This is a genomic window from Geobacter anodireducens (assembly GCA_001628815.1).
Lineage (GTDB): Bacteria > Desulfobacterota > Desulfuromonadia > Geobacterales > Geobacteraceae > Geobacter > Geobacter anodireducens.
The window spans coordinates 890,119-912,785 of sequence record CP014963.1; the positions used below are offsets into that span (position 1 = coordinate 890,119).

Genomic DNA, 22,667 nt, shown 5'->3' on the forward strand with positions numbered 1-22,667 from the left:
GATCATTAAGGCGTCACGATAAGCAGCAGACGCATATTTTCCCGATCCAAATCAATAAAGACATGTTGACCGCTATGCCCAAAAAGACTTTGCTCGAAACAATTTGAGGAGATATTTCTTATGCATGCATCTGTATACCATCAATTCGGTGAGCCTTCTCAGGTTATTAACGTGGAAGAGGCTTCGCTCCCTGTTCCGGATTTTAATCAGGTTCGAGTCAAAACAATTATGTCTCCTATCCACAACCACGATATATGGACAATACGTGGAACTTATGGATACAAGCCAAATTTACCCGCGATTGGGGGGAGTGAGGCGCTGGGTATCGTTGATGCTGTTGGGGAGGGCGTGCAGAATCTGAAGCCAGGCCAGCGTGTAGTAGGTTCTCCAATAATGGGCGTGTGGGCGGAGTATTTCCTGGCTCCGGAGGATATATTGACGGTTGTTCCCGACTCTATTGATGATGAAGTCGGGGCACAGCTGAGTTCCATGCCATTTAGTGCGCTCATGTTACTCGAGTTTTTGGATGCTAAACCAGGACAATGGATCATTCAAAATGCAGCGGGAGGGGCTATTGGAAAAGCCTTATCCGCTCTTGCAAAAGAACATGGAGTCAAAACCATCAGTCTTGTACGCAGTGAAGCATCTGAAAAAGAACTGAAGGCACTCGGAATTGAAAATGTAGTTTCTACTTCCAATCAGAACTGGCCACAATACGTACGTGATTTGACAGGCAAAATCTCCATTAGCTATGCGATTGATTCAATTGGTGGAGCAGCCAGTCAGGCATTGCTCTCTGTATTGGGAGAAAACGGTTTGCTGATTTCCTTTGGATCGATGTCTGGGGAGCCGATGCACATCCCTGCTGGGGATATCGCTTTCAAGCAGATTACAGTAAAGGGTTTTTGGCAAAAGAAAATCAATCAGTCTATGGTCAGAGATAAAAGAGAACATATGATGAAGGAACTAATTAGTTTGGCAGAGGAACAGAAATTGAGGTTACCAGTAGAAGCTATCTATCCAATGACAGAAGTAAAAACAGCTATAGCAGCAAGCCTTCAGTCAGCACGCAAGGGGAAAATTCTGCTTCGCCCGTGAATTAATGTCAATTTGAGCTACACCCTAACCTGATGTCAGGATCGATGATCTCGCAATGTCAGAATGTCTTTCTATGCGGTTATTGAATTCGTTTGGGAATGTTGGAAAAAATCGTTCAATATTGGAATTTCCCAGTAGATTACTGGCCATCTGCGGACCATTGGCCGCCGTGCCCGACAAACCCGTTTCCTGGAGTCGTTCTGATGAAAATAGCCATTGTCGGCGCCGGAGCCTGGGGCTCTACTACGGCGCGCTGCTGCAGCGGGCGGGGGAAGACGTGCATTTCCTTCTCCGCCGCGATTTCGAGGCAATCGTTCGCAACGGCCTCAACGTATTCTCCACTGACGGTGATTTTGCCCTCCCCCGCGTGAAAGGATACCGGACTCCTGATGAGATCGGCCCCGCAGACCTGGTTCTGGTGGGACTCAAGACCTTTGCCAACGACCGGTATGAGGAGTTGATCCGTCCCCTCGTGGGGGCGGAAACCCGGATCCTGACCCTTCAGAACGGGTTGGGGAACGAAGAGGCACTGGCCGCCCTGTTCGGCCCTGAGCGGGTCATCGGCGGGGTGGCCTTTCTCTGTTCCAACCGGGGTGAGCCGGGAGAGGTGCACCACCTTGGTGCGGGCCGGATTACCCTGGGCGACTTTCTTCCCCGCGACCGGGAATGGACCGAGGCGCTGGCCGCCCTGTTCGTGCGGGCAGGAGTGGAGTGCCGTGCAACCGGCGACCTGAAGCGGGCCCGCTGGGAGAAGCTGGTCTGGAACATTCCGTTCAACGGCCTGTGCGCCCTGCTGCAGCAGCCGGTCAACTTGCTCCTGGCGCGGGATGCGAGCCGCACACTAGTGCGGGAGATCATGCATGAGGTGATCGCCGCGGCCAATGCCCAGGGGTTGACCGTGCCCATAGCCCCGGCATACGCGGACAGCATGCTGGAATTCACCGACAGGATGGGCGAATACAAACCCTCCATGCAGATCGACCGGGAAGAGGGGAGGCCCCTGGAGATCGGGGCCATCTTCCGGACGCCCCTTGCCTACGGCAGCCAACGGGGCATCGCCATGCCCCGGGTGGAGATGCTGGCAACGCTGCTGGAGCAGTCTGCCGGCTAGTTTTTCCTGGAGCGCTGCCGTCTCTATGGTATCCTTGGAAAGCGTGAATTCTATGTCAAGCCGGGGAGGAAACCATGGAACGACGCACGTTTCTGAAGCTCGTGGGACTGTCGTCCCTCTTTGCCGAAGGGGCATTCCGGCGGCTGTTCGCGGCGCCGCAGCCGACGGTGGCGGTGGCGCGGGGAAAGGACTATGCCCGCACGACCCGGAGCGCCCTTGCGCTTCTGGGCGGTATGAAGCGGTTCGTGAAACCGGGGGATGTGGTGGTCCTGAAGCCCAACATGGGGTGGGACCGGACCCCTGCCCAGGCAGCCAATACCCACCCGCTGGTGGTGCGCGCCCTGGCCGAGGAGGCCCTGGCCGCCGGAGCGAAGCGGGTCAAGGTCTTTGACCGGACCTGCAACGACGAGCGCCGCTGCTATGTCCAGAGCGGCATCAGCGATGCCTCAAGGGGATGAAGGGGGTGGAGCTGAAATTCATCGAAAACGAGCGGTTCCGGCGGGTCCCCATCAAGGGGGCCGTGCTCCCGGCGTGGGAGCTTTACGACGAAGCGCTCTCGGCCGATGTCTTCATCAACGTGCCGGTGGCCAAGCACCACGGCCTGTCCCGCCTGACCCTGGGGCTCAAGAACGTGATGGGGGTCATGGGGGGAAACCGGGGAAGCATTCATCGCCACCTGGATGATGCCCTGGCCGACATCAACAGCGTGCTCAAAAGCCACCTGACGGTCATCGACGCCACCCGCATCCTGACCGATCACGGACCCCAGGGGGGGAGCCCGGCCGACGTGAAGGTGATGGATACGGTCATCGCCTCCACGGACATCGTGGCCGCCGATGCCTACGCCACCACCCTGTTCGGTCTCAAGCCCGAGGATATTCCGGTCACCGTGGCGGCCCACAAGCGGGGGCTCGGCGAGATGAACCTGAAGCGGGTCCGCATCGTCACGGCCTGAGACATGAGACTCCCATGAAACGGATCACCTCGGCGCGGATCAGCCAGCTCCTGTTTCTGCTCCTCTTCCTGGTCCTCTTCGTCAACACCGAATACCGGGGCAGGGACGAGATCAATGGGGCGGTGAACGCCTTGTTCCGGGCTGACCCGTTGGTGGCGGCAACGTATCTCCTGGCGGCAAAGACATTCACTTGGCTGCTGCTTCCGGCGGTGCTGCTCCTGGTTGCCACGGCGCTTCTGGGGCGCTTTTTCTGCGGCTGGGTCTGTCCCCTCGGCACCATCCTCGATCTCCTCGGCAGCCGGTTCCGCCGGCGGGGCGCGCCTCCCTCCTCACGGGAAATGCCAAATACTGGGTGTTCCTTCCCCTGCTCGGCGCGGCCCTGGCCGGCATCAACCTGGCCGGGTTGCTGGATCCTCTGGCCATCCTCGTGCGGGGTCTCGCATTCTCCCTCCATCCCCTCCTGGGCGATACGACCCGCGGCGCCTGGGTCGGGCTCTACCGGGTGCTGGGGGAAGGGCGAGACCTGCTGGCTCCGGGCTATGCCCTGATCCGCGATCATGTCCTGCCGTTCCGGGAGGCCGCCTATCCCCTGGCCTTCCTTTCCGCCCTCATCCTGGCGGGAGTGATCGGGCTGGAAGCATTCGAGTCCCGCTGCTGGTGCCGCCGTCTCTGCCCCTTGGGCACCCTTCTGGGGCTTAGCGCCCGCTTTTCTCCGTTCAACCGCAGCCCCGAAAAGCTCTGCGCTGATTGCCGCGCCTGCAGTGGGCTCTGTCCCACCTCCTTCGACCGGGAGATCCTCCAGAAGGAAGAGTGCATCCTCTGCATGGAGTGCGCGGTGCGGTGCCCCTCGGCCCGGGTCCGCTTCCTGCCCGGTTCGCCCCTGGCCGGGGAGGGGCCGCTTCTGCCGCAGCGCAGGGTTCTGCTGGGAGGCGTTGTCGGCGGGCTCCTGGCGGCCAGGTTTTTCCGTTTCCGCGATCCCGCGGCACAGGCGCGCATGCTCCGTCCGCCGGGGGTGCGGGACGAGGGGGCATTCCTCGCCGCGTGCGTCCGGTGCGGGGAGTGCATGAAGGTCTGCCTGCGGAGCGCCCTCTATCCGGCGGCACTGCAGGCCGGGGTGGAGGGGGTCTACACGCCGGTACTGATCCCCAGGCTCGGCTACTGCGAATACAACTGCACCCTCTGCGGGCAGGTCTGCCCCACCGGCGCCATCCCGAACCTGCCGGTGCCGGCCAAGAAGCGCGAAGTCATCGGCAAGGCCGTGTTCGACCGCAACCATTGCCTCCCCTTTGCCAAGAAGGTCAACTGCATCGTGTGCGAGGAGCACTGTCCCATTCCCGCCAAGGCGATCCGCTCGCGCCGGGTTCTGGACACGGACGACCAGGGGCGGCAGGTGGAACTGCTGGTTCCCTACGTGGTGGATGACCTGTGCAACGGCTGCGGGATCTGCGAGAACGTCTGTCCGGTGGAGGGGAAGGCCGGAATAGATGTCTTTGCGGTGAAAGACCGGACGCCGCTCAGGGACGTTCAAGGGCCGGCACCGGTGCGGGAGGGTGGCGACCCCTACGGCTAGCGTACCATGCGTTACCTGCGTGCCCGGATTCGCGCCCGCACCAGCACGGCCACCACGATGAGGTTCACGAGGAAGGTGCCGATTTTGACGGCAGAGATGGAGACAACGAGTTCATAGACTTCGAGGGGAAGGTAGATGCCGCCCGAAACGATGCCGAGCCATTCGGCCCAGGGCCGGGCCCGCCAGAGCCCCCAGGCCTCGGTGAAGCGCAGACTGGCATAGCCGAAGGCACCCAGCGCCAGCAGCCGCAGCCGCCCGTCGCTGGCCGCGTCCGCCGCTTCCAGGAAGATGCGCGGGATCCGGCTTGCCGGGTTCAGGTGGAAAAGGGAGACGATCTCCTCGGCCAGGGCCTGGACATCGTGGTGGATCAGGGCGAGCAGACCCAGGCCCGCGGCAATGACAAGGGCTCCCTTGGCCCCCTCGAAGAGGGCGACGGTGCGGATGCCGGCAATGTCGCGGCTGTTCGGTTCCATGGCAGGGACTCCCCGGCCGGGTTTAGCGCCGGAACACCAGCGCCGCGCCGATCAGCAGGAGCACCACGCCGATGCCCCGCTTCAGGTCGAAGGGGGCTCCCTGGTAGCCGAAGAGCCGGTAGTGGTCCAGCAGCAGGCCGGTGGCCAACTGGGCGGCGATGGTGGCCGCCATGGCCGCGGCCGTGCCGATGCGGGGGACCGCGAAAATGATCAGGGTGACGTAGAAGGCTCCGCACAGCCCGCCGGTCAGCTCCCACCAGTTGGCCGAGGCAACGCCGCGCAGGCTCCCCTTTCCCACCATGGTGCTCACGACCAGGAGCGCCAGGGCCCCCACCGCGAAGGAAACGGTGGAGCTCTCGATCACGCCCGTCTTCTGGGCCAGCCGGGCGTTGATGGATGGCTGGACGGCGATGAACACGCCGCCGCACATCATGAGGAGAAAAAGGACGAGGTTCGACATGGATTCCTCCGGGGCGCTGATGGGGTGCGGAGGCATTGTACGGTCACGGGGCGGGGATGGCAAGGAAAGAGACGCGAAAAGGGGAAGCTTCGGGCTTCCCCTTTTCGCTGCGGTGGTGATGCCGGGTGGTCATTCCACGGTGATCTGCCGGACGGTGCTTTCGGTCTTCGGGATGCGGACATCCAGAATTCCGTCCCTGAAACTGGCCCTGATGTGCTCGGTATCGAGGCCATCGGGCAGTCTCAGTGTCCGCGTGAAGGAGCCGTGGTGCCGTTCGAGCCGCAGGTAGTTGCTCCGCTCGACCGTTTCCCCGGACCTCTTTTCGCCCGAAATGATCAGGTTGCCATCCACTATCCGCAGGTTCAGATCATCCCGTGGAATGCCCGGCAGTTCGGCTTTCACCACCAGGTGTTCCCCTTCTTCGAACATGTCCACGGCGGGCATCAGTTCGCCGCTATTCCCCAGGTCGTTGATCAGGTTGCGGAAGGGAACCCAGTTCATGCCGAAGAAGGGGCGGTTCAGGGATTCCTCGAACCACCGCTCCATTTCGCGGAACGGGTTCGTTACGGTTGAGGCCACGGGCATGCTCTCGCGGGGAGCTGCCATCGACATGTTTCTGCCCGTTGAGGAGCCGCTTCTGGTCGATCTTTTCACCGTCTGCATCCTGTCCGTATCACTTCTGTGAACGGTCTTGAGTTCAGTCTGGCGTCTCATGACTCAACACCCCTTTCATGGAGATCAGTGTCTTTGATTCTATTTTATTTAATTGAAATCGAATGTCAATGGCAAAATATAAAGGCAGGGTGAAGAGCCGTGGAGCCCTGTGCTCAAAATTGAGGACAGAACCGCCGCATTCGTGTACTATGCGGCATTTGCGGCCGGCCCCGCGACAGGGGGCGGCCGGGAAAGGAACAGGAACGCATGGCGTTCGAATCGTCGCACACTGCCCGGCAGGACCGCGCCAGGCACGCTCTCGCCGGCCCCCGCCTGGCCGGGGCGGCCTTTGTGGCGGCATCGGCCGTCGGGTTCGGCGCCCTGGGCATCTTCGGCAAGGTGGCGTTTGCCTCGGGCGCCTCCACCGCCGTGGTTCTCTTCCTGCGGTTCCTGGTGGCGGGGGTGCTCATGGCGGCCCTGATGCCCGTCCTGCGCCTGTCCTGGCCCCGGGGCCGCGATTTTTGGATACTGGTCGGCATGGGCGCCATCGGCTACGTGGGCCAGGCTTTCTGTTATTTCACGTCCCTGCGCCATGCATCCGCCGGGCTCACGGCGCTCCTGCTCTACCTCTACCCGGCCCTGGTGACCCTGGCCTCGGCGGCCCTGGGCCGCCAGCGGCTGACGCCCCTCAAGGTTGCGGCCGTGGCGGCCTCCCTCGTCGGCATCCTGCTGACCGTGGCCGACGGCCTGACCGGCAGCCTGTCCGGGATAGTGTTCGGCGCCGGCGCGGCAGTCATCTATACGGGCTACATCCTCGTGGGGGAGCAGGTGTCCCGCCGCACCGGCGCCATTCCGGCGGCAACCGTCATCATGCTTGCGGCGGCCACGGTCTACGGCTGTGCCGTGATCTGGCAGGGGCCCCACTGGCCCACGGGGCTGGCCGGCTGGGGAGCCGTGGCCGGAATAGCCCTTTTTTCCACCGTGGTGGCCATGGTCGGCTTCTTCGCCGGCATGCAGCGCCTGGGGGCCGCCGACGCGGCGACCCTCTCAACGCTTGAGCCGGTGGTGACCCTGGTCCTGGCGGCGCTGATCCTGGGCGAATCCCTGGGGGGCGTGCAACTGGCGGGTGCCGCCCTGGTGCTGGGCGCCGTGGTGGCCCTGGCCAGGGCAAAGTGACGCGGCACAGAGGTATGGCAGCAGACGGGAACAACAGGGAGGCATGGCATGGGCGGTAGCGGCATGGCACAAGCGGGCAGGGGAGGGGCGTGGTTCATCCTGGGGGCGGCGGTCCTGTGGGGGACCACCGGCACATCCCAGGCCCTCGCTCCGGTGGGGGCCAATCCCATGACCATCGGCGCCCTCCGGCTGGCGGTGGGGGGACTGGCACTCCTGCTCCTTGGCCGGTGGCACGAAGGGCATGCGCTGGCCCCTCATCCCCACGCTCTGCGCGGGGGGCTGCATCGCGTCCTACCAGTTGACCTTTTTCGCGGCGGTCAAGACGACAGGGGTGGCGGTGGGTACCATGGTGGGCATCGGCAGCTCGCCGGTCATGGCCGGGATTCTGGCATTCCTGGTGCTCGGCGAGCGGCCTGGGCGGCGCTGGGCCGGTGCCACCGCGCTTGCCGTGGCCGGCTGTTCCCTGCTCCTGGCCACCGGCGGAGAGGTGAGCGTCAATCCGCTGGGCATTGTCCTGGCCCTGGGCGCGGGGCTCTCCTATGCGGCCTATACCCTGGCGATCAAAGCGCTTCTGGCCGGCCGCTCCCCGGACGCGGTCATCGCCGTGGCGTTCTGTCTCGGGGCGCTGTTCCTGGCGCCGCTTCTGGTGGGGGCCGACCTCTCCTGGCTCCCTTCGGTGCGCGGCGCCGTGGTGGTCCTTCACCTGGGGCTCATTGCCACGGCCCTTTCCTACCGCCTTTTCGCCCGGGGGCTCCAAACCGTGCCGGTGGCAAGCGCCGTGACCCTCTCCCTGGCCGAACCGCTCACCGCCACCATCCTCGGCGTGACCGTGGTGGGCGAGCGTCTTACCCTTACCTCGCTCGGTGGCATCCTGCTCATTTTCGGCGGTCTCGCGCTGCTGGCCGTGGGTCCCCGGAACCGGCCCGGCCGCCCGTAAAAACAGCTCGTCCTCCTTGTCACGCTGGAAAAGTGTGGCAGACTTTCATTAGTCAAATAAGGGTGTTCCATTCCCGCCGGTGACAAGGAGGCCGCCATGCCCACGCGAGAAATCCAGGGAAGGATTTTCGACGCCCGCCCCGACCGTGTCGACTACCGTGACCGCCGCTACGCTCCGCCGCTGGTAAGTCTTCCCCCCCAGTACCCCGATCCGTCGTTCATCACCACCTTTCTGGCCGACTACACCAAGATCCACAAGCTGGTCCTCGACCAGGGGGCCGAAGGGGCCTGCACCGGTTTCGGCCTGGCCGCGGTCATCAACTACCTCAACTGGCGCAAGCACCTTGAAGAGGTGAAACAGCGCGGCCGCAAGGGGGGAAAGGTCCCCCGGGTGAGCCCGCGGATGCTCTACCACATGGCCCGGATCTATGACGAGTGGCCCGGTGAGGATTACGAGGGCTCCAGTTGCCGCGGGGCCATGAAGGGGTGGCACCGCCACGGGGTCTGCACCGACCCGCTCTGGCCCTACAGGCAGAAGTTCGTGCCTCCCAAGGAGGGGTGGCAGCAGGACGCGGCCCAGAGGCCCCTGGGCGCCTATTACCGGGTTGACAAGGACTCGGTCTCCGATCTGCAGGCGGCCATCAACGAGGTGGGGGCCGTCTACGTGTCGGCGGCGGTCCACAGGGGGTGGTTCCTGGATGCTTCCGCCACCCTGCCGGTGATCCGGACGCAACCCGGCGAGACCGGCGGCCACGCCTTCGCCCTGGTGGGCTACACCCCGGAGGGGTTCATCGTGCAGAATTCCTGGGGAGCCGACTGGGGCTACCTGGGGTTCGCCATCATGACCTACGAGGACTGGATCCAGCATGGCTCCGACGCCTGGGTGGCGGTCCTGGGCGCCCCCATGCTCGTGAGCGGCGAGGGGCGCACCAAGAGCAGCATGACCCTCCAGGAGGTGGTCAACGGCAAGGCGGCCTGGTACTGGAGTTCGGGCAGCACCTCAAAGCCCTTCACCTACGCGAATCCGGCGGTTGAACCCCTGAGCGAATCCCGGGCCTATGAGCATACCGTCGTGCTCGGCAATGACGGTTGCCCCATCAACCGGTTCCTTGACGTGGCCGATGCCGTCGGCGCCGTGAAGGAGGCCGCCTACCGCCTGCCGCTGGCCTGGCTGTCGGGCAGGAGCGCGCCGAAGCTGGCCATTTATGCCCACGGAGGGCTCAACGACGAGGAGGCTTCCCTCAAGCGGATCAGGGTCATGGCCCCCTATTTCCTGGCCAACGACATCTACCCCCTGTTCGTGACCTGGAAGACCGGCTTCGGCGAGAGCATTGCCGGCATGCTCGAAGATGCGGTGGGGAAATTCTTCAAGCCCTCGGCGCAGGACCGTCGCGGGGGTGGTGGGACGATATCAAGAACCGGCTGGAGGAGGCCCGGGACCGCTCGGTGGAGGTGGCCAGCGAGAACCTGCTCGTGAAGCCGGTCTGGATGCAGATGAAGCAGAATGCAGCGGCCGCGGCGGACCAGGAGGCGGGGCTCACGCTTCTGGCGGGTCACCTGGCCGAGCTCAAGAAACAGATTCCCTCTGTGGAGATCCATCTCGTTGGGCATTCGGCCGGCTCCATCCTCCACGGGCATCTTCTGGACCGGATGGGGCAGAAAAAGATCCCCGCGGCCAGCATTTCCCTCTACGCCCCGGCCTGCACTGTGGGCTTCGCCCTGGCCCACTACGTGCCGGCAGTCAACCGGGGGCTGGTGGATCGGAACCGCCTCTTTTTCGACATCCTGAGCGACGAGCGGGAGCGCGCCGACACCGTGGGCCCCTATGGCAAATCGCTCCTCTACCTGGTGAGCCGGGCCCTGGAGGACTATCACAAGATGCCGATCCTCGGCATGGAGGGGGCGTGGCGCCCGGTGCCCGGCCAGTCCGACCTCTGGAATCAGCGCGCAGCCGGCGAGGTGGACGCGTGGCGGAATTTCATGGGGGGAATGGGGCCCGTGCGGGTCCACGACAAGACGCGGGAAAAGGTCTCGGACGGCCAGGGGCTGATACCCCTTGCCCACGGCTCCTTCGACAATGATGTGGCGGTGGTGACCGCCACCCTGGAGCGGATCCGGGGCGCGGCCCTGGCTGCGCGGGTGGAGAGCCTGCGCGGGTTCTGAGGACGCACCGCACCCCGATGGCAGGGCCCCGCCGGCAACAGTCCGGCGAGGCCCTGTGTCATTCATTCGCCCGGTTTGCGTCGATTCCGGCGGTTTCCGCCTACCGCACGTACCAGAAGCGCCCCCGGGAGGTGCGGGAGATCCTTACCTGCCCAGCAGAATCCATGGAAACCTCTTCCGCAACCGAGGATTTTTCCTCATGCCTGATGTTTTCGGCATAGATGCTCCCCACGATCAGCAGGTCGTAGGAAACGAGGTAGCCATCGGTGCCTTTCCGCTCGATCCTCAAGCCGCTCATGGTGAGCTGAATCTGGTCGAAGACGCTGAACATGTTGCGGAAGTGGTCCTGCAGGTCGGCCAGGGTGGTTCCGTCGCCGGCGGACCAGTCGTCGTCGAGGCAGCCCATGAGCCCTGAATCGTTCTTGCTTTCGTAGGCTGCCTTGAAGGTGCCGTAGAAAGCCTCGATCCGTTCCGTGTCCCGCTGCCGGGGATCGATGGTCATCCCCTGCAATGAAGCAAGTTTTCCCTCGTGGGCGGCCAGTTGTCCGGTGAAAGTCGAATCCTGGGCGAAGGTGTCTCCGTCGTAGCGGCTCCGCAGGTCCCAGTACCGGGAGCTGATCCCGTCGTAGTCGGCTTGTTCCACTGTCTTTTGCGCCAGGTACCGCTCGGTGTCGGCGGCAATGGCATCAAACGTCTTCCGGAATTCCGCAAGACGCTCCCGGCCGCTAGCGACCTGGGTTTCCGCCAGGGACTCCTGCTCGATGAGGCGGCCTTTGCCGATGATCAGCTCCTGCACCATGATGCGCAGTGCCGCAAATTCCTTTCCCAGCTCGAAGTCGAAATGCTGCAGCCCGGCATTTTCCTTGAACCGCCCGATCGTGTGCTGAATTTCTTCGGAACGGCGTGCCTTCCTGTCGGTGGGGAGGGGGGGAAACTCGATGGTGAAGGGAAGCAGTTTCTCCACCAACTCCAGTTGCTTCCGATAGTCGCCGGAATCGGGTTTCAGCGGTTCCAGTATCCGGCGCGCCGTTGCCAGATCGCTCTTCCAGACCGGGGTGTTGCCGATCAGGAAGTTGTCTTCCTTTGCGGGGAGATAAAAGCCCTTGCTGGTGAAGAGGGTTGCCAGCATGGCCTTGGTGGCGGGCATGGAATCCTGGATGAACCGGTGGACCTTGAGCCTTTTTAGATTCTCCTCGGCCTTGGCGAGTTTCGGTTCCCTGGCGAGTTCGTCGGCCAGGGCGAAGTGCGGGTATGGGGTGTTGACGATGGCGTGGCCGGTGACGCGGTCGGGGTAGAGATCGCCGCGGGGGACGTAGTGGCCGGACTGGCTGTCCTGCACGATGACGCTGTCCCGCAACTGTTTCTCGTACCAGGCGGTGAATTCCTGCTCCAGTTCCGTGAGATGGTCGATGTCCCGCTGGCGGTTGGCGAGATCCTGCTCTATTTCCGCAATCAGTTTTCGTCCCCTGGCCTCCATGGCTGCCGGATTCATCCCTTGCAGCCCCTTGATGGAGTCCAGGTGCCTGCGGTAGTCGATTTTCCCCCAGGCGGGGTTGACAACGGAGGGGAACTTGATGTTCTCCACTTCCCTGGTGGTCCACGATTCGCCATCCCAGTTTTTTTCGGTTGTGGTGTAGGTCAGGCTCCGGGGAGGATTCGCCTTGGGATCGGTCCTCCCGGCGAAGGAGGCATCTTCGGCGGCCTGTTCCGACGGATATGCGGCCAGGTCGTTGTAGAGGGCCACGGTCTGGTCGTCAAGGGGCTTGAATCCGTCGGCACGTTTTTGCGCGTTCCGGATCCTCTCCGCCAGGACCGCAAAGGCGTTGATCCCGCTGATATGGCCGTTCAGGAGGTCGATGGGGGCCGCGATCCGGTCACGGCGCTTCCGGATCTGCCAGGCAACGGTGTTGATGGCGACGTCGGCATCATCTATTTTGCCGATGGTGGCATGACGGTTGTCCCGCAGGTATGCCTCGGCTTCGTCGATGGTCGCACCGGGCTCGAAGTCCGCCAGTGAAAAATTATCGAGGATTCTGTTCCGGTAGCTGGCGCCCGGCGACAGGGCGAGGACGTGATCGGCGATCTGGCCCTTGATGGCGCGGATTGCGGCGATGTTTTCGGTTACGGCTGTCCGGATCCGTTTGGTTTCAGTGGCGAAGTATTCAAAGACCTGGGACAGTTCCTGATGGTCCCTGCTGTACGCAAGGGAGGCGGTTCCGAAGGCGATGGTGAAGGCGTCCTCCGCCTTGGCGGCGGCATTGCGCCAGTAGGTGTCCCGCTCCCTGGTGGCATCATGAAGAACCATCTCCCGGATTCCGGGGTTCTGGTCTCCCCTACGCAGATAGCGCTGGTACATCGGTGTTTCCGTCACTGGAGGGGAGTCCCCCTGCGTAATGGCGGCAAAATCCTTGTTGAATGTTGCCTGAACCTTTTCGAAGAGCTTTCCCTGTTCAACCTGCCAGGCAACTATCCTGAGTTCCGCCTCTTCCATATTGTTTTCAGCCAGAAGCGAGCTGATCTCGCTGGGTTCCAGGGGGCGGTAGTCGTCCAGAAAGCTGATCGCATCATCCACAACCGGTTTGAACCGCTTATCCAGCGACGCCTCGTAGGCCCGGTAGTCGTCCCCCGCTCCCTCGGCAAGCGTCAGAGCTTCTTCCGTCGCGGTTTCGCGCTGGACGGACATTTCCCTGTCAATGGCGTCGATCCGCTGCATGACGGCCAAGTGGAGCGCCTCGAATTCCTTCTGAAGCGTAAAATCATTGATGATTAGGCAGAAAACCGCATGGCGGCTAGCCTCGCTCATCACCTGGTGGAGGCCGTTGCGGGCGGCCATCCGCTCGTTGAACTGGGACGGCCTGAGGGGGGCATACTGGGCTTCGAACCTGGTTCTCTTCTCCGCAAGCTCCTTCAGCGTGGCAGGGAAGCCCGCTGCCTGCTTGCGCAGGGCCGCCTGATTTGCGTAGTAGGCAAAGACCTGATCCACGTTGGCAAAGGCCTTTCCCACTTGGTCGGTGAACGCCTTGAACTTCTCCTGCTCCTGGTGGAGTCGGGTGGCGACCCATTCCTTTTTTACCTGCTCGTTCAGATCTTTCAGCAACTGCATGGTCCAGCGGCGCGAGGAGTTTTCGAATTCCTGCAGCAGCCGCACTTCATGCTCGTTTTTCTCCTCGTCCAGGGTGCCCCGGAGCCAGGCCAGGGCGCTGTCGGATGCGGGGAGTTCCGGGAATTCTTCCCCCAGCTTGTTTTTCACGTAGGTCTTGACCAGCCCCCGCGTGCTTTCGTCGGTGATCAGGTATTTGTTGAAAAAATAGGTGACCGTATCGGCGTCGACACTGAAGAGCTTGGGCCCGTCGCTGCCGGCAGTGCCCCGCAGCCGACGGTCGTAGTTGACGATGCCGTAGAGCGTTTCGATTTCCAGGGCGGCCCGGCTGTCCTGGACGAGCCTGTGGGACTGGTAGGCCAGCTTGACCGCCTCCCAGAGGCCGTTTACCATCGGATGGTTCACCATCCCCACCATGACGTCTACGCTCCCCATGAGGGCTTCATCGTAGACCCCCTCGCCCAGTTTGGCGGAAACTTCGGCGACCTTATCCAGCACCAGCTTGATTTTGAGAACATCGTCCTTCAGTTTCGGAAAGGCGTCGGGGTCGCCATTGAGCAGAACCTCTTCCCCCTTTCCCATGATGTCCCAGACCACATCGAAGGTGGCGAGCTTTTCCGCCGCCTGCCTTGCATCCATCATTTCCATGGAGTAGGTGGCCATGTTCATGCCATAGGTGGCGGCCTTGGAGAAATCCTCGCTCTTGGTCAGGAGCGAACCGCCCCAGGCGTCGGCGTGGCAGAGCAGGAAGATGAGAGTAGTCAGACAGCGTTTCATGGGATGTCCCTTGACCCCGGTTGCCTGGGAGCTCCGGGAATGCGGCAATGGCCGGACCGGGAATCCCCCGCGCCGGCCATTGCCATGGTACTGGTGTCCACAGGCCGTTGTCAGAAGTTGGGCAAACCGTTGGGTTGGTATTTGTAGCGGTAGTTCGAACGGGTTATGGCATCACCGAAATCCTGATAGCTCACAATTTCCAGCAGGGCGTATTTCCCGTCCAAAAGCCTGAAGGCGTATACGGAGCCGACTTCCATATCGACACGGATCGTGTCCTCCCATGTACGGGCCGAAACCTTGAAGCCGTCCGTGGTGATGCTGGAGATAGTGTTGATGCCCGTTACATCGAGCTTTTTGTATCCGACCCCACTCTTTATCCACAATTGGTTGATTTCAAGCACGATGTCGTCACTGCGCAGAGCTCTCGCTTCCTGGTCGACAAAGCTGAAGCTGAATGCGCTTCCGGACTCCCGGTCGAAGTTCAGTACAAAACTCCCTGATTCCACCGTATCGGCACTGGCCTGCACCACGCCGCCATTGTCGATGGTCGTGATGGCCTCGGTGAACGGCTGGGTGATGACGTCGCCGTCGCTGGTCACGACGATCACCGGTTCGTTCGTGCCGGTGTTGACCGTGCCCGTGGCCACGTTGGAGGCATCGGAGAGGCCGAAGATCAACGGGTTTTTCATGCTGAACACCAGGGGGCCCTTTTCCCCGAGGCTGAAGATGAACTCGCTGGAGCCCTTGTCGGAGAGGGTCTGGCCGCTCCGGGTGGAGGTCAGTTTGCGGCTGAAGGTGAAGCCGGCGTAGATCTTGCCGCTGGCGGCGGTGACGTTGTTCAGGGTGTAGCGGAGGTCGATGTTGTCGAATGCCGTGAAATCCCGGCGGATGGCCCGGTCGAGCACGGCGGGGTCGGCAACGAAATCCTCGCTGACGAGGGCCATGAACCGGGCCGGATCCTCGGCCATGTAGGCCGCCATCAGTTCATCCATGGCCTGGCGGATGAGGGTGGAGATGTTCTGGTCGGAGATGGTGATCTCCTTGCGGGTGGCATCCACGTCGTTGGTCTTGCCGGTGGTGTCGATGATCTTCACGTAAATGACGTACTTCTTGCCGGTTTCCGGGCGGAAGCCATACTCGAAGCTGCCGTCGGAGGTCTTGCGGGCCTTGTCCCAGCTTTCCCTGTTGGTGGTGCTCACCTGCACCGAGCCCACGGCCGACGAACTGGTGGCGGCCTTGCCCCGCAGGACCACCTGGCCGTTGTCCAGGGTCTCCCGGTAGATGGTGACCTTGTCACCCAGCTCGTCGTAGGAGACGCCGTTCAGATAAAGGTAGCGGGTGGAGATCTCATTCTCCGCCTGCCCGAAGATCCACCATTTGGCATGACCGGTGGCGGGCAGCAGGGCCAGCATGGTCAGGATGACAAAGAATCGTACTGCGTTCATGGATTCCTCCTGAATCGGTAAGGGTATCTGCTCGTTCAGTGCAGCCCGAACAGCGGCGGGACGTTCTGGCTGTAGAGCCTGTAGGTGCCGTTTTCACGGATGAACACCAGGGATGTTTCCCTGGTTTCGTTCATGGTTCTGGCGGTCTTGACGTCAGTCCAGGACCGGGTGAAGGTGATGGCCGCAAAGGCCTTGCCGCCATCGTCGAGGGTAATGTTGTTGACGGTGTAGCGGATCGCCAGGTTGTGGTTGGCGCTGAAGTCTCGCCGGACGGCGGTTTCGAGAATGGCCGCCTCGCCCGTGTATCGTTCGCTCACCAACTCGGAGAAGCCGCGACTGTCTTTTGCCTCATAGGCGGCGATGAGCCGGTCGATGGTCTGCCTCACCTGCGCGTGGCTCGTCATGGCCACCGCAGAGGGCGAATCGCCGCCTCCGCCGATCTGCAGCCCCGCGCAGGCGGGAAGAAGGGCACAGGCGAGCAGCAGGAAGAGTCCGGCGCTATAGGCTTTCATAGTGAACCTCCCGAGGGGCATCTGCTTGGCTGCGTACGGGCGCAGTGCAGTCAAGGATACACCATTTCCGTCAGAACTGGATGCTGATGCCCGCGGTGACGCTGGTCTCCCGGAAGTTCCGGCTGCCGGCGGCCAGGTTGGGATCGTAGCGGAAGTCATTGACGCTCGCCTTGGCGTAGAGCATCCCCTGCGCCTTGGCGAGCATTTCGGGCCGCCAGAAGACGTTCGCGCCGGCGAAGGTCTTTGCCGTATCGGTGCCGGCTTCCTTGAGGAGCCGGTTTTCGCCCACCCTGATGGTGGAGGTTATCTTCAGGTCGGGCACGTCCACGCCCAGGCCGGCTGAGTATTCCACGATCTGGTCGGTGTTCTCGGCCACCTCGTCGTTGTGGGTCCAGCCGCCCAGGTAGATGGAGGGCTTCAGCACGAACCGTCCCAGGGTATGCCTGCTGGAGAGGCTGGTGTTGTAGGTGAATTCCACGTCCTTGCGCTTGGCAGCGCCGTTCTGGTCGTAGACGATGATGCCGAAGGTGGAGTCGCTGTCCAGGACGCCGAAGCGGTCCCGGTATCCCATGGTGATGTAGTGGTCAAGGCTCCGCATCACGGGACTGTAGGCCCGGTCGAGCTTGTAGCTGATGTCGGCCACCGCGTACTGGCGCGCGAACGGTTTTTTCAGGGAGACTGCGATCTCGGGCTTGTAGTGATCGGTGCCGTAGGCCTTCTGCCCGTCCAGGTTGTCATGGTACCAGAGCATGGCGCTGGTGATGCTGAGGTCCTTGCTGTACTTGTAGCGCCACTTGGCTTTCACCTTCTCCCGGTCGGGAGTGGCGGACCCGATGGTGGTTCTGAACTCGGGCGAGACCCGCTCGTATTCGAGTGTTACCCGGCTGGGGCCGCCGTCGCCGATGGCCACCACCTTGTGGGCATGGCCGTGGTAGGCGTCGAAGGGAGCGCCGTCGCTCGGGCTCCTGTCGCCGTTGAGCCACGAGGACTCCCCCTGGATGGTGAGCCCGGGGATCGGGCGGTATTCCCAGTCAACGGTCCAGGTCTGGTGGTTGGTCAGCTCTCCGCCCAGGACCCGCACGTGATCGTCGGTCTGGACCCCGCTCAGGCCGATCCAGAAGTCGGGGCCGATGTTCTGCCTGATCTTGCCGCCCGCCACCTGCCGCTCCACCGCGTCCACCCCCCAGAAGTTGTCCCAGCGGGAGTAGGCGATGCCGTACAGGAGGCTCACCTGGGGAAGATGGGACTGCTCCGGGGTGAACTTGTAGGAACCGCCCTTGACCGCAGTGTTCAGGGAGTACTGGGAGAACGCCTCAAAGGTGTCGCCCAGGGTGATCGTGTGAATCTTGTTGGTGAGCCTGCCCTGGAGGTTGGTGAGTGAGAAGGTCTTCTGGTCGTTGCGCCGGTCGTCCGTGGCCTTGGTTCCCACGGTCCAGTTGTAGTCGAAGTCTCCCGCCCGGCCGTTGCCGAAGAGGTTGAGGATCTCCAGGTACCGCGTTCCCTCGGTGAGGGACGACTGGCTCCCGCCGGCACCCTGCACGTCATTGTAGGTAATGGAAAAGTCGTTGGAGCCGTGAATCTCGTGCCCGGCCGCCAGTGCCGCGGCCGGCGCCAGTGCCGCCACCGCCAGCCACGCCGCGAGCAGCCGCAGCCGTCGTGCCTTTCTCAGTCGCTTCATTGGAAATCCTCCCGATGATGTGGTATGATACGGTTCACTCTGATGGGCTGAATCCGGCAGCGGGCGGCCCTCTCCGCCCGGCCCCCGATTCCGCTGCCGGTCGTTGCGTGTCGTATACGTCAGGGCTGCTCATCCTATCGGTATTCACCATCCGCCCAATAGTCGCCCGACTGTCAACCGGGAAAATTAATGTCGACCAAACTGTCAACCGTGCTATAGTTTCGGTTAATCGCAGTGCGATATCCCAGGTTCGAGCCTGTTCATGATCCTTACAGCATCACTTCCCTTTGTCGCGTTTGTCGTCTGGCTTCTTGCCGTCCCCATGGAGGGATTCCTGCTGACCCGCCTGGGAGCGGACAACGCCATCCTCTTTTTCCTCGTCCCCCACGTCATTACGCTGGCAGTCATCGGGGGGGCCCTTCCGCGGCGGATGCTGCCGCCCCTGGCAGCCGTCGGCGGAGCGGCCGCCGTGGGCTCGACGCTTCTGATCGCGCAGGCTCCCGCCGGCGTCCCCTGGTTCCTGTCCGGGGCCGGCGTGGGGTCAGCCTTTGTCTGCGTCAAGGCGGGCAGCATCCTGAAACGCTCTCCATCGGTTGCGGCATCGGCTGCTGTCGGCCTGGTCGCGGCCAATGCCCTGCTCTTCGTGTTCATGGCTGTCCCCGTGCCCCACAGCGTGAAATTTCCGGCCGCGGCAGCCCTGCTCCTGGTCCCCATCCTTGCGCGCAGCGGAGTCCAGGATGAAGCCGACGGGGAGTCGAATCTGGCTCCCTTTCTCCCCTTCGTGTTCGTGTTCCAGATCGTGAGCGGCCTCATGTACGGGGCCCTGTTCCAGGACTACGCCGCGGCGGCCTTTCTGCCCGGCATCGAGCTCGTCTTTTACGTGGCAGCAGTCATGGCGGGGCTCGTGCTCCTGCACCGCCGGAGAGAGGGGCTGCTGGCCCTGGCGATCGTGATGGCCATGTTCGCCTTTTCCCTGGTTCTGATAGACGGGCCGGCATCGGTCAACGTGGCCCTGTTCGCCATGCAGGCAGCGGCTGGATTCCTCGACCTCTACCTGCTGGCGCTGCTCCTTGCCCAAAGGGACACGTGCCGTGCCTTCGGCATCGGTCTCGCGGTCACCTGTGCCGGCATAGCCGCGGGCAAGACAGCCTCCCTCCTGATCGGCGACGCTCCCATCTGGTCGTGGCCGTGGCGAATCTCGTCCTCACCTCGTCGGTTCTTGTGCTCTATCTGGTCATGCGGAGCGAGCGGCCCCCGGATGCGCCGGCCATCCCGGCCATGGGGGACATGGCAGGGATGGCCGAAACGGGGGCCGGCGAAGGTGGGCCGCCTTTTGAGTTCATGCTTCCGCCGGGCCTGCGCAAGCGTTTCTCCGACCAGGAAAAATCGGTCCTCGCTTGTGTCGTCCGGGGAATGACATTCAAGGAGGCGGCCCGGGAGCTGGATATCTCCGAGTCTTCGGTCAAGACCTACATGAAGCGGATTTACGATAAGATGAGCGTGTCAGGGAAAGAGGAACTGCTGACGAAGCTGGGAACGGAACAACGGGAGTAAGCGCGAAGTGAAGCCGGGGCAGGGAGTGGTGGCTGCACCGGCGTGAAGGGACGGCTGCCGGACCTGCGATGAAGGGGATGGCGGCGGGGCTAGCGCAGGGTGAAATAGAAGGTGGCCCCGTGGCCCACTGCGGCCTCGGCCCAGATCCGGCCGCCGTGGCGGGCGATGATGCGCTTGACCGTGGCAAGGCCCACCCCGGTTCCCTCGAACTGGTCCTCCCGATGGAGGCGCTGGAAGGGGATGAAGAGCTTGTCCGAGTAATCCATGCTGAATCCTGCGCCGTTGTCGCGGATAAAAAACGTCATCTGGTCGTTTTCCCTGACCGCGCTGAACTCTACGATGGCGTGTGCCGTGCCGCTCGTGTATTTCCAGGCATTGCCAAGGAGATTGACGAGCGCCACCCGCAGCAGCAGGGGATCTCCCTGGGCCCACATGCCGCCGCCGATGTGCCATTCAACGTCCCGGACCGGTGACGCCTTGTCCAGTTCAGTCGTAATTTCCCGTGCCATAACGCTCAGATCAACCTTTTGCCGATTCAGGTCGGCACGGGTCACCCGCGACAATTCCAGCAGATCATCGATCAGGCTCTCCATTTTCAGCGTGGCGTGACGTAGCCGCTCCAGATAGAGCTTGTCTTCCTCGCCCAACCGTCCCTGGAGGTCTTCCAGGAGAATCCTGCCGTACCCGTCAATATGGCGCAGGGGTGCCCGGAGATCGTGGGAAACCGAGTAGCAGAAGCTCTCCAGTTCCCGGTTGCTCGCTTCGAGCGCAGCCGTTCTCTCGGCGATCAGCGTTTCAAGATTCTCATTAATTACCCGGGTTTCCTGTTCCGCCCGGATCCGCCTCCTGATCTCCTGCTCGTTCTGCACGGAAAAGACGAAGAACAGGAAGAAGGGAATGAAGATGATTTCCAGGTAGTCTTCGTAGCGGTCAAGGTAGGGGGTGATGCCGGCATGTTCGATGATGTTCGACAGGCCCACCAGCGTGTAGAGGGACGTGCAGATGGCCAGGAAGAGTTTGGGCAATCTGCCGAGCACGTCCGGGTCGATGCGCAGGGTCGCCCATGTGGCGATGGCGAAGCCGGCAGCCGAGATGATGTCCGGCACGACCGTCGAAGTCATGGCGTCCGGTCTCCTGCGGCGTTCCCGTTACTCCGTCGGGAGATGTGCAGGCATCCGTAGGCGAACATGACGCCGGCGGCGGCACCGGCAAGGTGCTCCAGCAGGTTGAAGGCGTCCGGTGCGATGAACCCTTCCACCACCGTAAACAGGTAGCTGAGCAGCAGGCAGCCGTATGCGACGAGCAGGGAACGGGGGATGCTGAGCCGCCGGGTGCCGAAACCGGCAAAGAATATCAGGCTGATGACGCCCAGCACGAGGTTGAAAAGTTCGCTTTCCTGAAACATCGGGGGGTACTCCATCTGTTATCGGTGGTGCGTTCGAAGGAATTCTCGCGTGTCCGCCTGGTGCTTCATGTGGTTTTTGCCCCGTCGGCGTACGTGCTGGCTTGATGCACTGAATGACATCGCACGTGTTCCGGCAGCGTGAAGCGGAAGATCGCCATCCGGCCTGGTTCTCCCTCGGCCCAGACCCGGCCGCCGTGCCGCTCGATGATCCGCTTTACCGTGGCGAGCCCGATGCCGGTTCCCTCGAATTCGTCGTCCCGGTGCAGGCGCCGGAAGGTGCCGAACATCTTGTCCGCATGGGCCATGTCGAAGCCGACGCCGTTGTCCCGCACGAAAAATACCGTCTCCCCACCTGCCGTTTCAGAGCCCACCTCGATCAGGGCGTCCGGGTTCCCTGCCGTGAATTTCCAGGCGTTTTCCAGCAGATTCTGCACGGCCACCCGGACCAGGACCGGATCGCCGTGGGCCGCGAGTCCCTCGGCGACGGTGCTGGCAACGCGTCGCCCGGGCGAGGCAATGCGCAGGTCGGTGAGGATCTGCTGCGCTATGCTGCTGAGGTTGATCTCCCCGGGGGAGGGCGCGCGGCGGGCAACCCGCGCCAATTCCAGCAGGGCGTCGATGAGCTCCCCCATCCTGACCGCTGCCCGCTCGATGCGGGCCAGATGGTGCTGGCAGGACGCGGTGATCGCGGTGCAGTCCTCGCGGATGATCGAACTGTGGCCGGCAATGGCCCGCAGGGGGGTTCGCAGGTCATGGGAAACCGAGTAGCAGAATCCTTCCAGTTCCTTTGTCGATGCGGCCAGTTCTGCTGTCCGCGCGCTTACCCGCTGTTCCAGTTCGGCGTTGAGCCGCCGGATCTCCTCCTCCACCCGCATGCGTTCGGTGATGTCCTCGCCGATGGCCGTTCCTCCCACAACCCGTCCCCTTGCGTCGCACATGGTGGTGCCGTGCCACGCGATGATGAGCCGTTCCCCGCTTTTCGTCATGATCTCGTACTGGTAGTAGGCGGGGAAATTGCCCCGGGACACGTGATGCCGGTAGAGTTCCGCCAGTTGCTTGCGCTGATCGGTTGGAATGAAGGTCTCGAACCAGTTGCCGCCGACCACCTCCTCACGGCTCCAGCCGGTCAGGTCGAGCAGGTGACGGTTGCAGAACGTTATGGCGCCCCGCTCGTCGAGCATGACGGCGATCAGGCCGCTGTTGTCGAGCATTCCCCTGAGGCGCTGCTCGGATTCACGCCAGAAATACTCGGACTTCCTGATCCGTCCGAGCAGGGGCGAGAGACCGGCGACGGCCGCCACGAACAGCAGCGATATCAAAAGGCCGATTACTTCGTTGAGCAGCAGCGGCGGAGGAGTTGAGGGCGTTCCGTACCAGTGGTAGAGCGCCAACGAACGCCGACCCACCATGAGAAGCGACGCCATGGCCAGAAGCGCCCATGCGAGAGCCCCGCCGGTTACCTTGATCAGCCGGAGGGCGAGAATGGCAGCGACAAGCTGGAGGATAAACGAAAGCGCAATGATGCCGAGAATCATGGGCGCCCCGGAGCGTTGGCAGAAGTTTGATTGTGCCAGGGGCAAGTATATCCCAATCGCACTGG

At 62.6% G+C, this 22,667-nt stretch carries 11 protein-coding genes and 7 pseudogenes; 8 read left to right on the forward strand and 10 right to left on the reverse strand.

The features are described from left to right. Positions 1 to 120: 120 nt before the first annotated feature. The 4 genes and pseudogenes from A2G06_04165 to A2G06_04180 all read left to right on the forward strand — a co-directional run bounded on the left by A2G06_04165 (position 121) and on the right by A2G06_04180 (position 4,734). A complete protein-coding gene (locus A2G06_04165) occupies positions 121 to 1,098 on the forward strand; it encodes an alcohol dehydrogenase (GenBank protein ANA39691.1) in 978 nt (325 codons plus the stop codon). 203 nt (positions 1,099 to 1,301) lie between these two features. Then, a pseudogene (locus tag A2G06_04170) lies at positions 1,302 to 2,209 on the forward strand (2-dehydropantoate 2-reductase). Between the two features lie 74 nt (positions 2,210 to 2,283). Continuing rightward, positions 2,284 to 3,164, forward strand: a pseudogene (locus tag A2G06_04175) (cytoplasmic protein). Positions 3,165 to 3,178: 14 nt separating this feature from the next. Further along, a pseudogene (locus A2G06_04180) lies at positions 3,179 to 4,734 on the forward strand ((4Fe-4S)-binding protein). An 11-nt stretch (positions 4,735 to 4,745) separates the two neighbouring features. Here A2G06_04180 and A2G06_04185 read toward each other — a convergent pair. From A2G06_04185 to A2G06_04195, 3 genes are all read right to left on the reverse strand, one after another. Continuing rightward, positions 4,746 to 5,207 carry a hypothetical protein gene (locus A2G06_04185; protein ID ANA39692.1) on the reverse strand — a complete coding sequence of 154 codons (462 nt, stop codon included), beginning with the start codon at positions 5,205 to 5,207 and terminating at the stop codon, positions 4,746 to 4,748. Positions 5,208 to 5,229: 22 nt separating this feature from the next. Continuing rightward, a complete protein-coding gene (locus A2G06_04190; GenBank protein ID ANA39693.1) occupies positions 5,230 to 5,667 on the reverse strand; it encodes a hypothetical protein in 438 nt (145 codons plus the stop codon). A gap of 129 nt (positions 5,668 to 5,796) precedes the next feature. Then, positions 5,797 to 6,381, reverse strand: a complete 585-nt coding sequence (locus A2G06_04195) for a molecular chaperone (GenBank protein ANA39694.1) — start codon at positions 6,379 to 6,381, stop codon at positions 5,797 to 5,799. Between the two features lie 207 nt (positions 6,382 to 6,588). Here A2G06_04195 and A2G06_04200 point away from each other — a divergent pair, with 207 nt between their 5' ends. From A2G06_04200 to A2G06_04210, 3 genes and pseudogenes are all read left to right on the forward strand, one after another. Continuing rightward, on the forward strand, positions 6,589 to 7,497 hold the full coding sequence (locus A2G06_04200) for a permease (protein ANA39695.1): 909 nt from the start codon (positions 6,589 to 6,591) through the stop codon (positions 7,495 to 7,497). Between the two features lie 48 nt (positions 7,498 to 7,545). Next, positions 7,546 to 8,434: pseudogene (locus A2G06_04205) on the forward strand (transporter). 96 nt (positions 8,435 to 8,530) lie between these two features. Then, positions 8,531 to 10,596 (forward strand): annotated as a pseudogene (locus tag A2G06_04210) (peptidase C1). A gap of 100 nt (positions 10,597 to 10,696) precedes the next feature. On the opposite strand, the gene A2G06_04215 reads toward A2G06_04210, so the two are convergent. The 4 genes from A2G06_04215 to A2G06_04230 all read right to left on the reverse strand — a co-directional run bounded on the left by A2G06_04215 (position 10,697) and on the right by A2G06_04230 (position 18,108). Further along, positions 10,697 to 14,473 carry a hypothetical protein gene (locus A2G06_04215; protein ANA39696.1) on the reverse strand — a complete coding sequence of 1,259 codons (3,777 nt, stop codon included), beginning with the start codon at positions 14,471 to 14,473 and terminating at the stop codon, positions 10,697 to 10,699. Between the two features lie 110 nt (positions 14,474 to 14,583). After that, positions 14,584 to 15,918 carry a hypothetical protein gene (locus A2G06_04220; GenBank protein ANA39697.1) on the reverse strand — a complete coding sequence of 445 codons (1,335 nt, stop codon included), beginning with the start codon at positions 15,916 to 15,918 and terminating at the stop codon, positions 14,584 to 14,586. Between the two features lie 35 nt (positions 15,919 to 15,953). Beyond that, positions 15,954 to 16,430, reverse strand: a complete 477-nt coding sequence (locus A2G06_04225; protein ID ANA39698.1) for a hypothetical protein — start codon at positions 16,428 to 16,430, stop codon at positions 15,954 to 15,956. Between the two features lie 70 nt (positions 16,431 to 16,500). Next, on the reverse strand, positions 16,501 to 18,108 hold the full coding sequence (locus A2G06_04230) for a hypothetical protein (GenBank protein ANA39699.1): 1,608 nt from the start codon (positions 18,106 to 18,108) through the stop codon (positions 16,501 to 16,503). 262 nt (positions 18,109 to 18,370) lie between these two features. Here A2G06_04230 and A2G06_04235 point away from each other — a divergent pair. Continuing rightward, positions 18,371 to 19,662 (forward strand): annotated as a pseudogene (locus tag A2G06_04235) (helix-turn-helix transcriptional regulator). Between the two features lie 89 nt (positions 19,663 to 19,751). Here A2G06_04235 and A2G06_04240 read toward each other — a convergent pair. The 3 genes and pseudogenes from A2G06_04240 to A2G06_04250 all read right to left on the reverse strand — a co-directional run bounded on the left by A2G06_04240 (position 19,752) and on the right by A2G06_04250 (position 22,641). Continuing rightward, the gene (locus tag A2G06_04240) at positions 19,752 to 20,783 is read right to left on the reverse strand and encodes a histidine kinase (protein ID ANA39700.1); all 1,032 of its coding nucleotides are present in this window, start codon (positions 20,781 to 20,783) and stop codon (positions 19,752 to 19,754) included. Continuing rightward, the gene (locus A2G06_04245; protein ANA39701.1) at positions 20,780 to 21,067 is read right to left on the reverse strand and encodes a hypothetical protein; all 288 of its coding nucleotides are present in this window, start codon (positions 21,065 to 21,067) and stop codon (positions 20,780 to 20,782) included. The genes A2G06_04240 and A2G06_04245 overlap by 4 nt, the downstream gene beginning before the upstream one ends. Positions 21,068 to 21,198: 131 nt before the next feature. After that, positions 21,199 to 22,641, reverse strand: a pseudogene (locus A2G06_04250) (PAS domain-containing sensor histidine kinase). Positions 22,642 to 22,667: the final 26 nt, after the last annotated feature.

What these genes read in the sequence shown, in the direction of transcription:
- A2G06_04185 (ANA39692.1), bottom strand. Translation starts at nt 5,207, where the DNA reads ATGGAACCGAACAGCCGCGACATTGCCGGCATCCGCACCGTCGCCCTC.
- A2G06_04245 (ANA39701.1), bottom strand. Translation starts at nt 21,067, where the DNA reads ATGTTTCAGGAAAGCGAACTTTTCAACCTCGTGCTGGGCGTCATCAGC.
- A2G06_04215 (ANA39696.1), bottom strand. Translation starts at nt 14,473, where the DNA reads ATGAAACGCTGTCTGACTACTCTCATCTTCCTGCTCTGCCACGCCGAC.
- A2G06_04195 (ANA39694.1), bottom strand. Translation starts at nt 6,381, where the DNA reads ATGAGACGCCAGACTGAACTCAAGACCGTTCACAGAAGTGATACGGAC.
- A2G06_04165 (ANA39691.1), top strand. Translation starts at nt 121, where the DNA reads ATGCATGCATCTGTATACCATCAATTCGGTGAGCCTTCTCAGGTTATT.
- A2G06_04220 (ANA39697.1), bottom strand. Translation starts at nt 15,918, where the DNA reads ATGAACGCAGTACGATTCTTTGTCATCCTGACCATGCTGGCCCTGCTG.
- A2G06_04200 (ANA39695.1), top strand. Translation starts at nt 6,589, where the DNA reads ATGGCGTTCGAATCGTCGCACACTGCCCGGCAGGACCGCGCCAGGCAC.
- A2G06_04225 (ANA39698.1), bottom strand. Translation starts at nt 16,430, where the DNA reads ATGAAAGCCTATAGCGCCGGACTCTTCCTGCTGCTCGCCTGTGCCCTT.
- A2G06_04230 (ANA39699.1), bottom strand. Translation starts at nt 18,108, where the DNA reads ATGAAGCGACTGAGAAAGGCACGACGGCTGCGGCTGCTCGCGGCGTGG.
- A2G06_04240 (ANA39700.1), bottom strand. Translation starts at nt 20,783, where the DNA reads ATGACTTCGACGGTCGTGCCGGACATCATCTCGGCTGCCGGCTTCGCC.
- A2G06_04190 (ANA39693.1), bottom strand. Translation starts at nt 5,667, where the DNA reads ATGTCGAACCTCGTCCTTTTTCTCCTCATGATGTGCGGCGGCGTGTTC.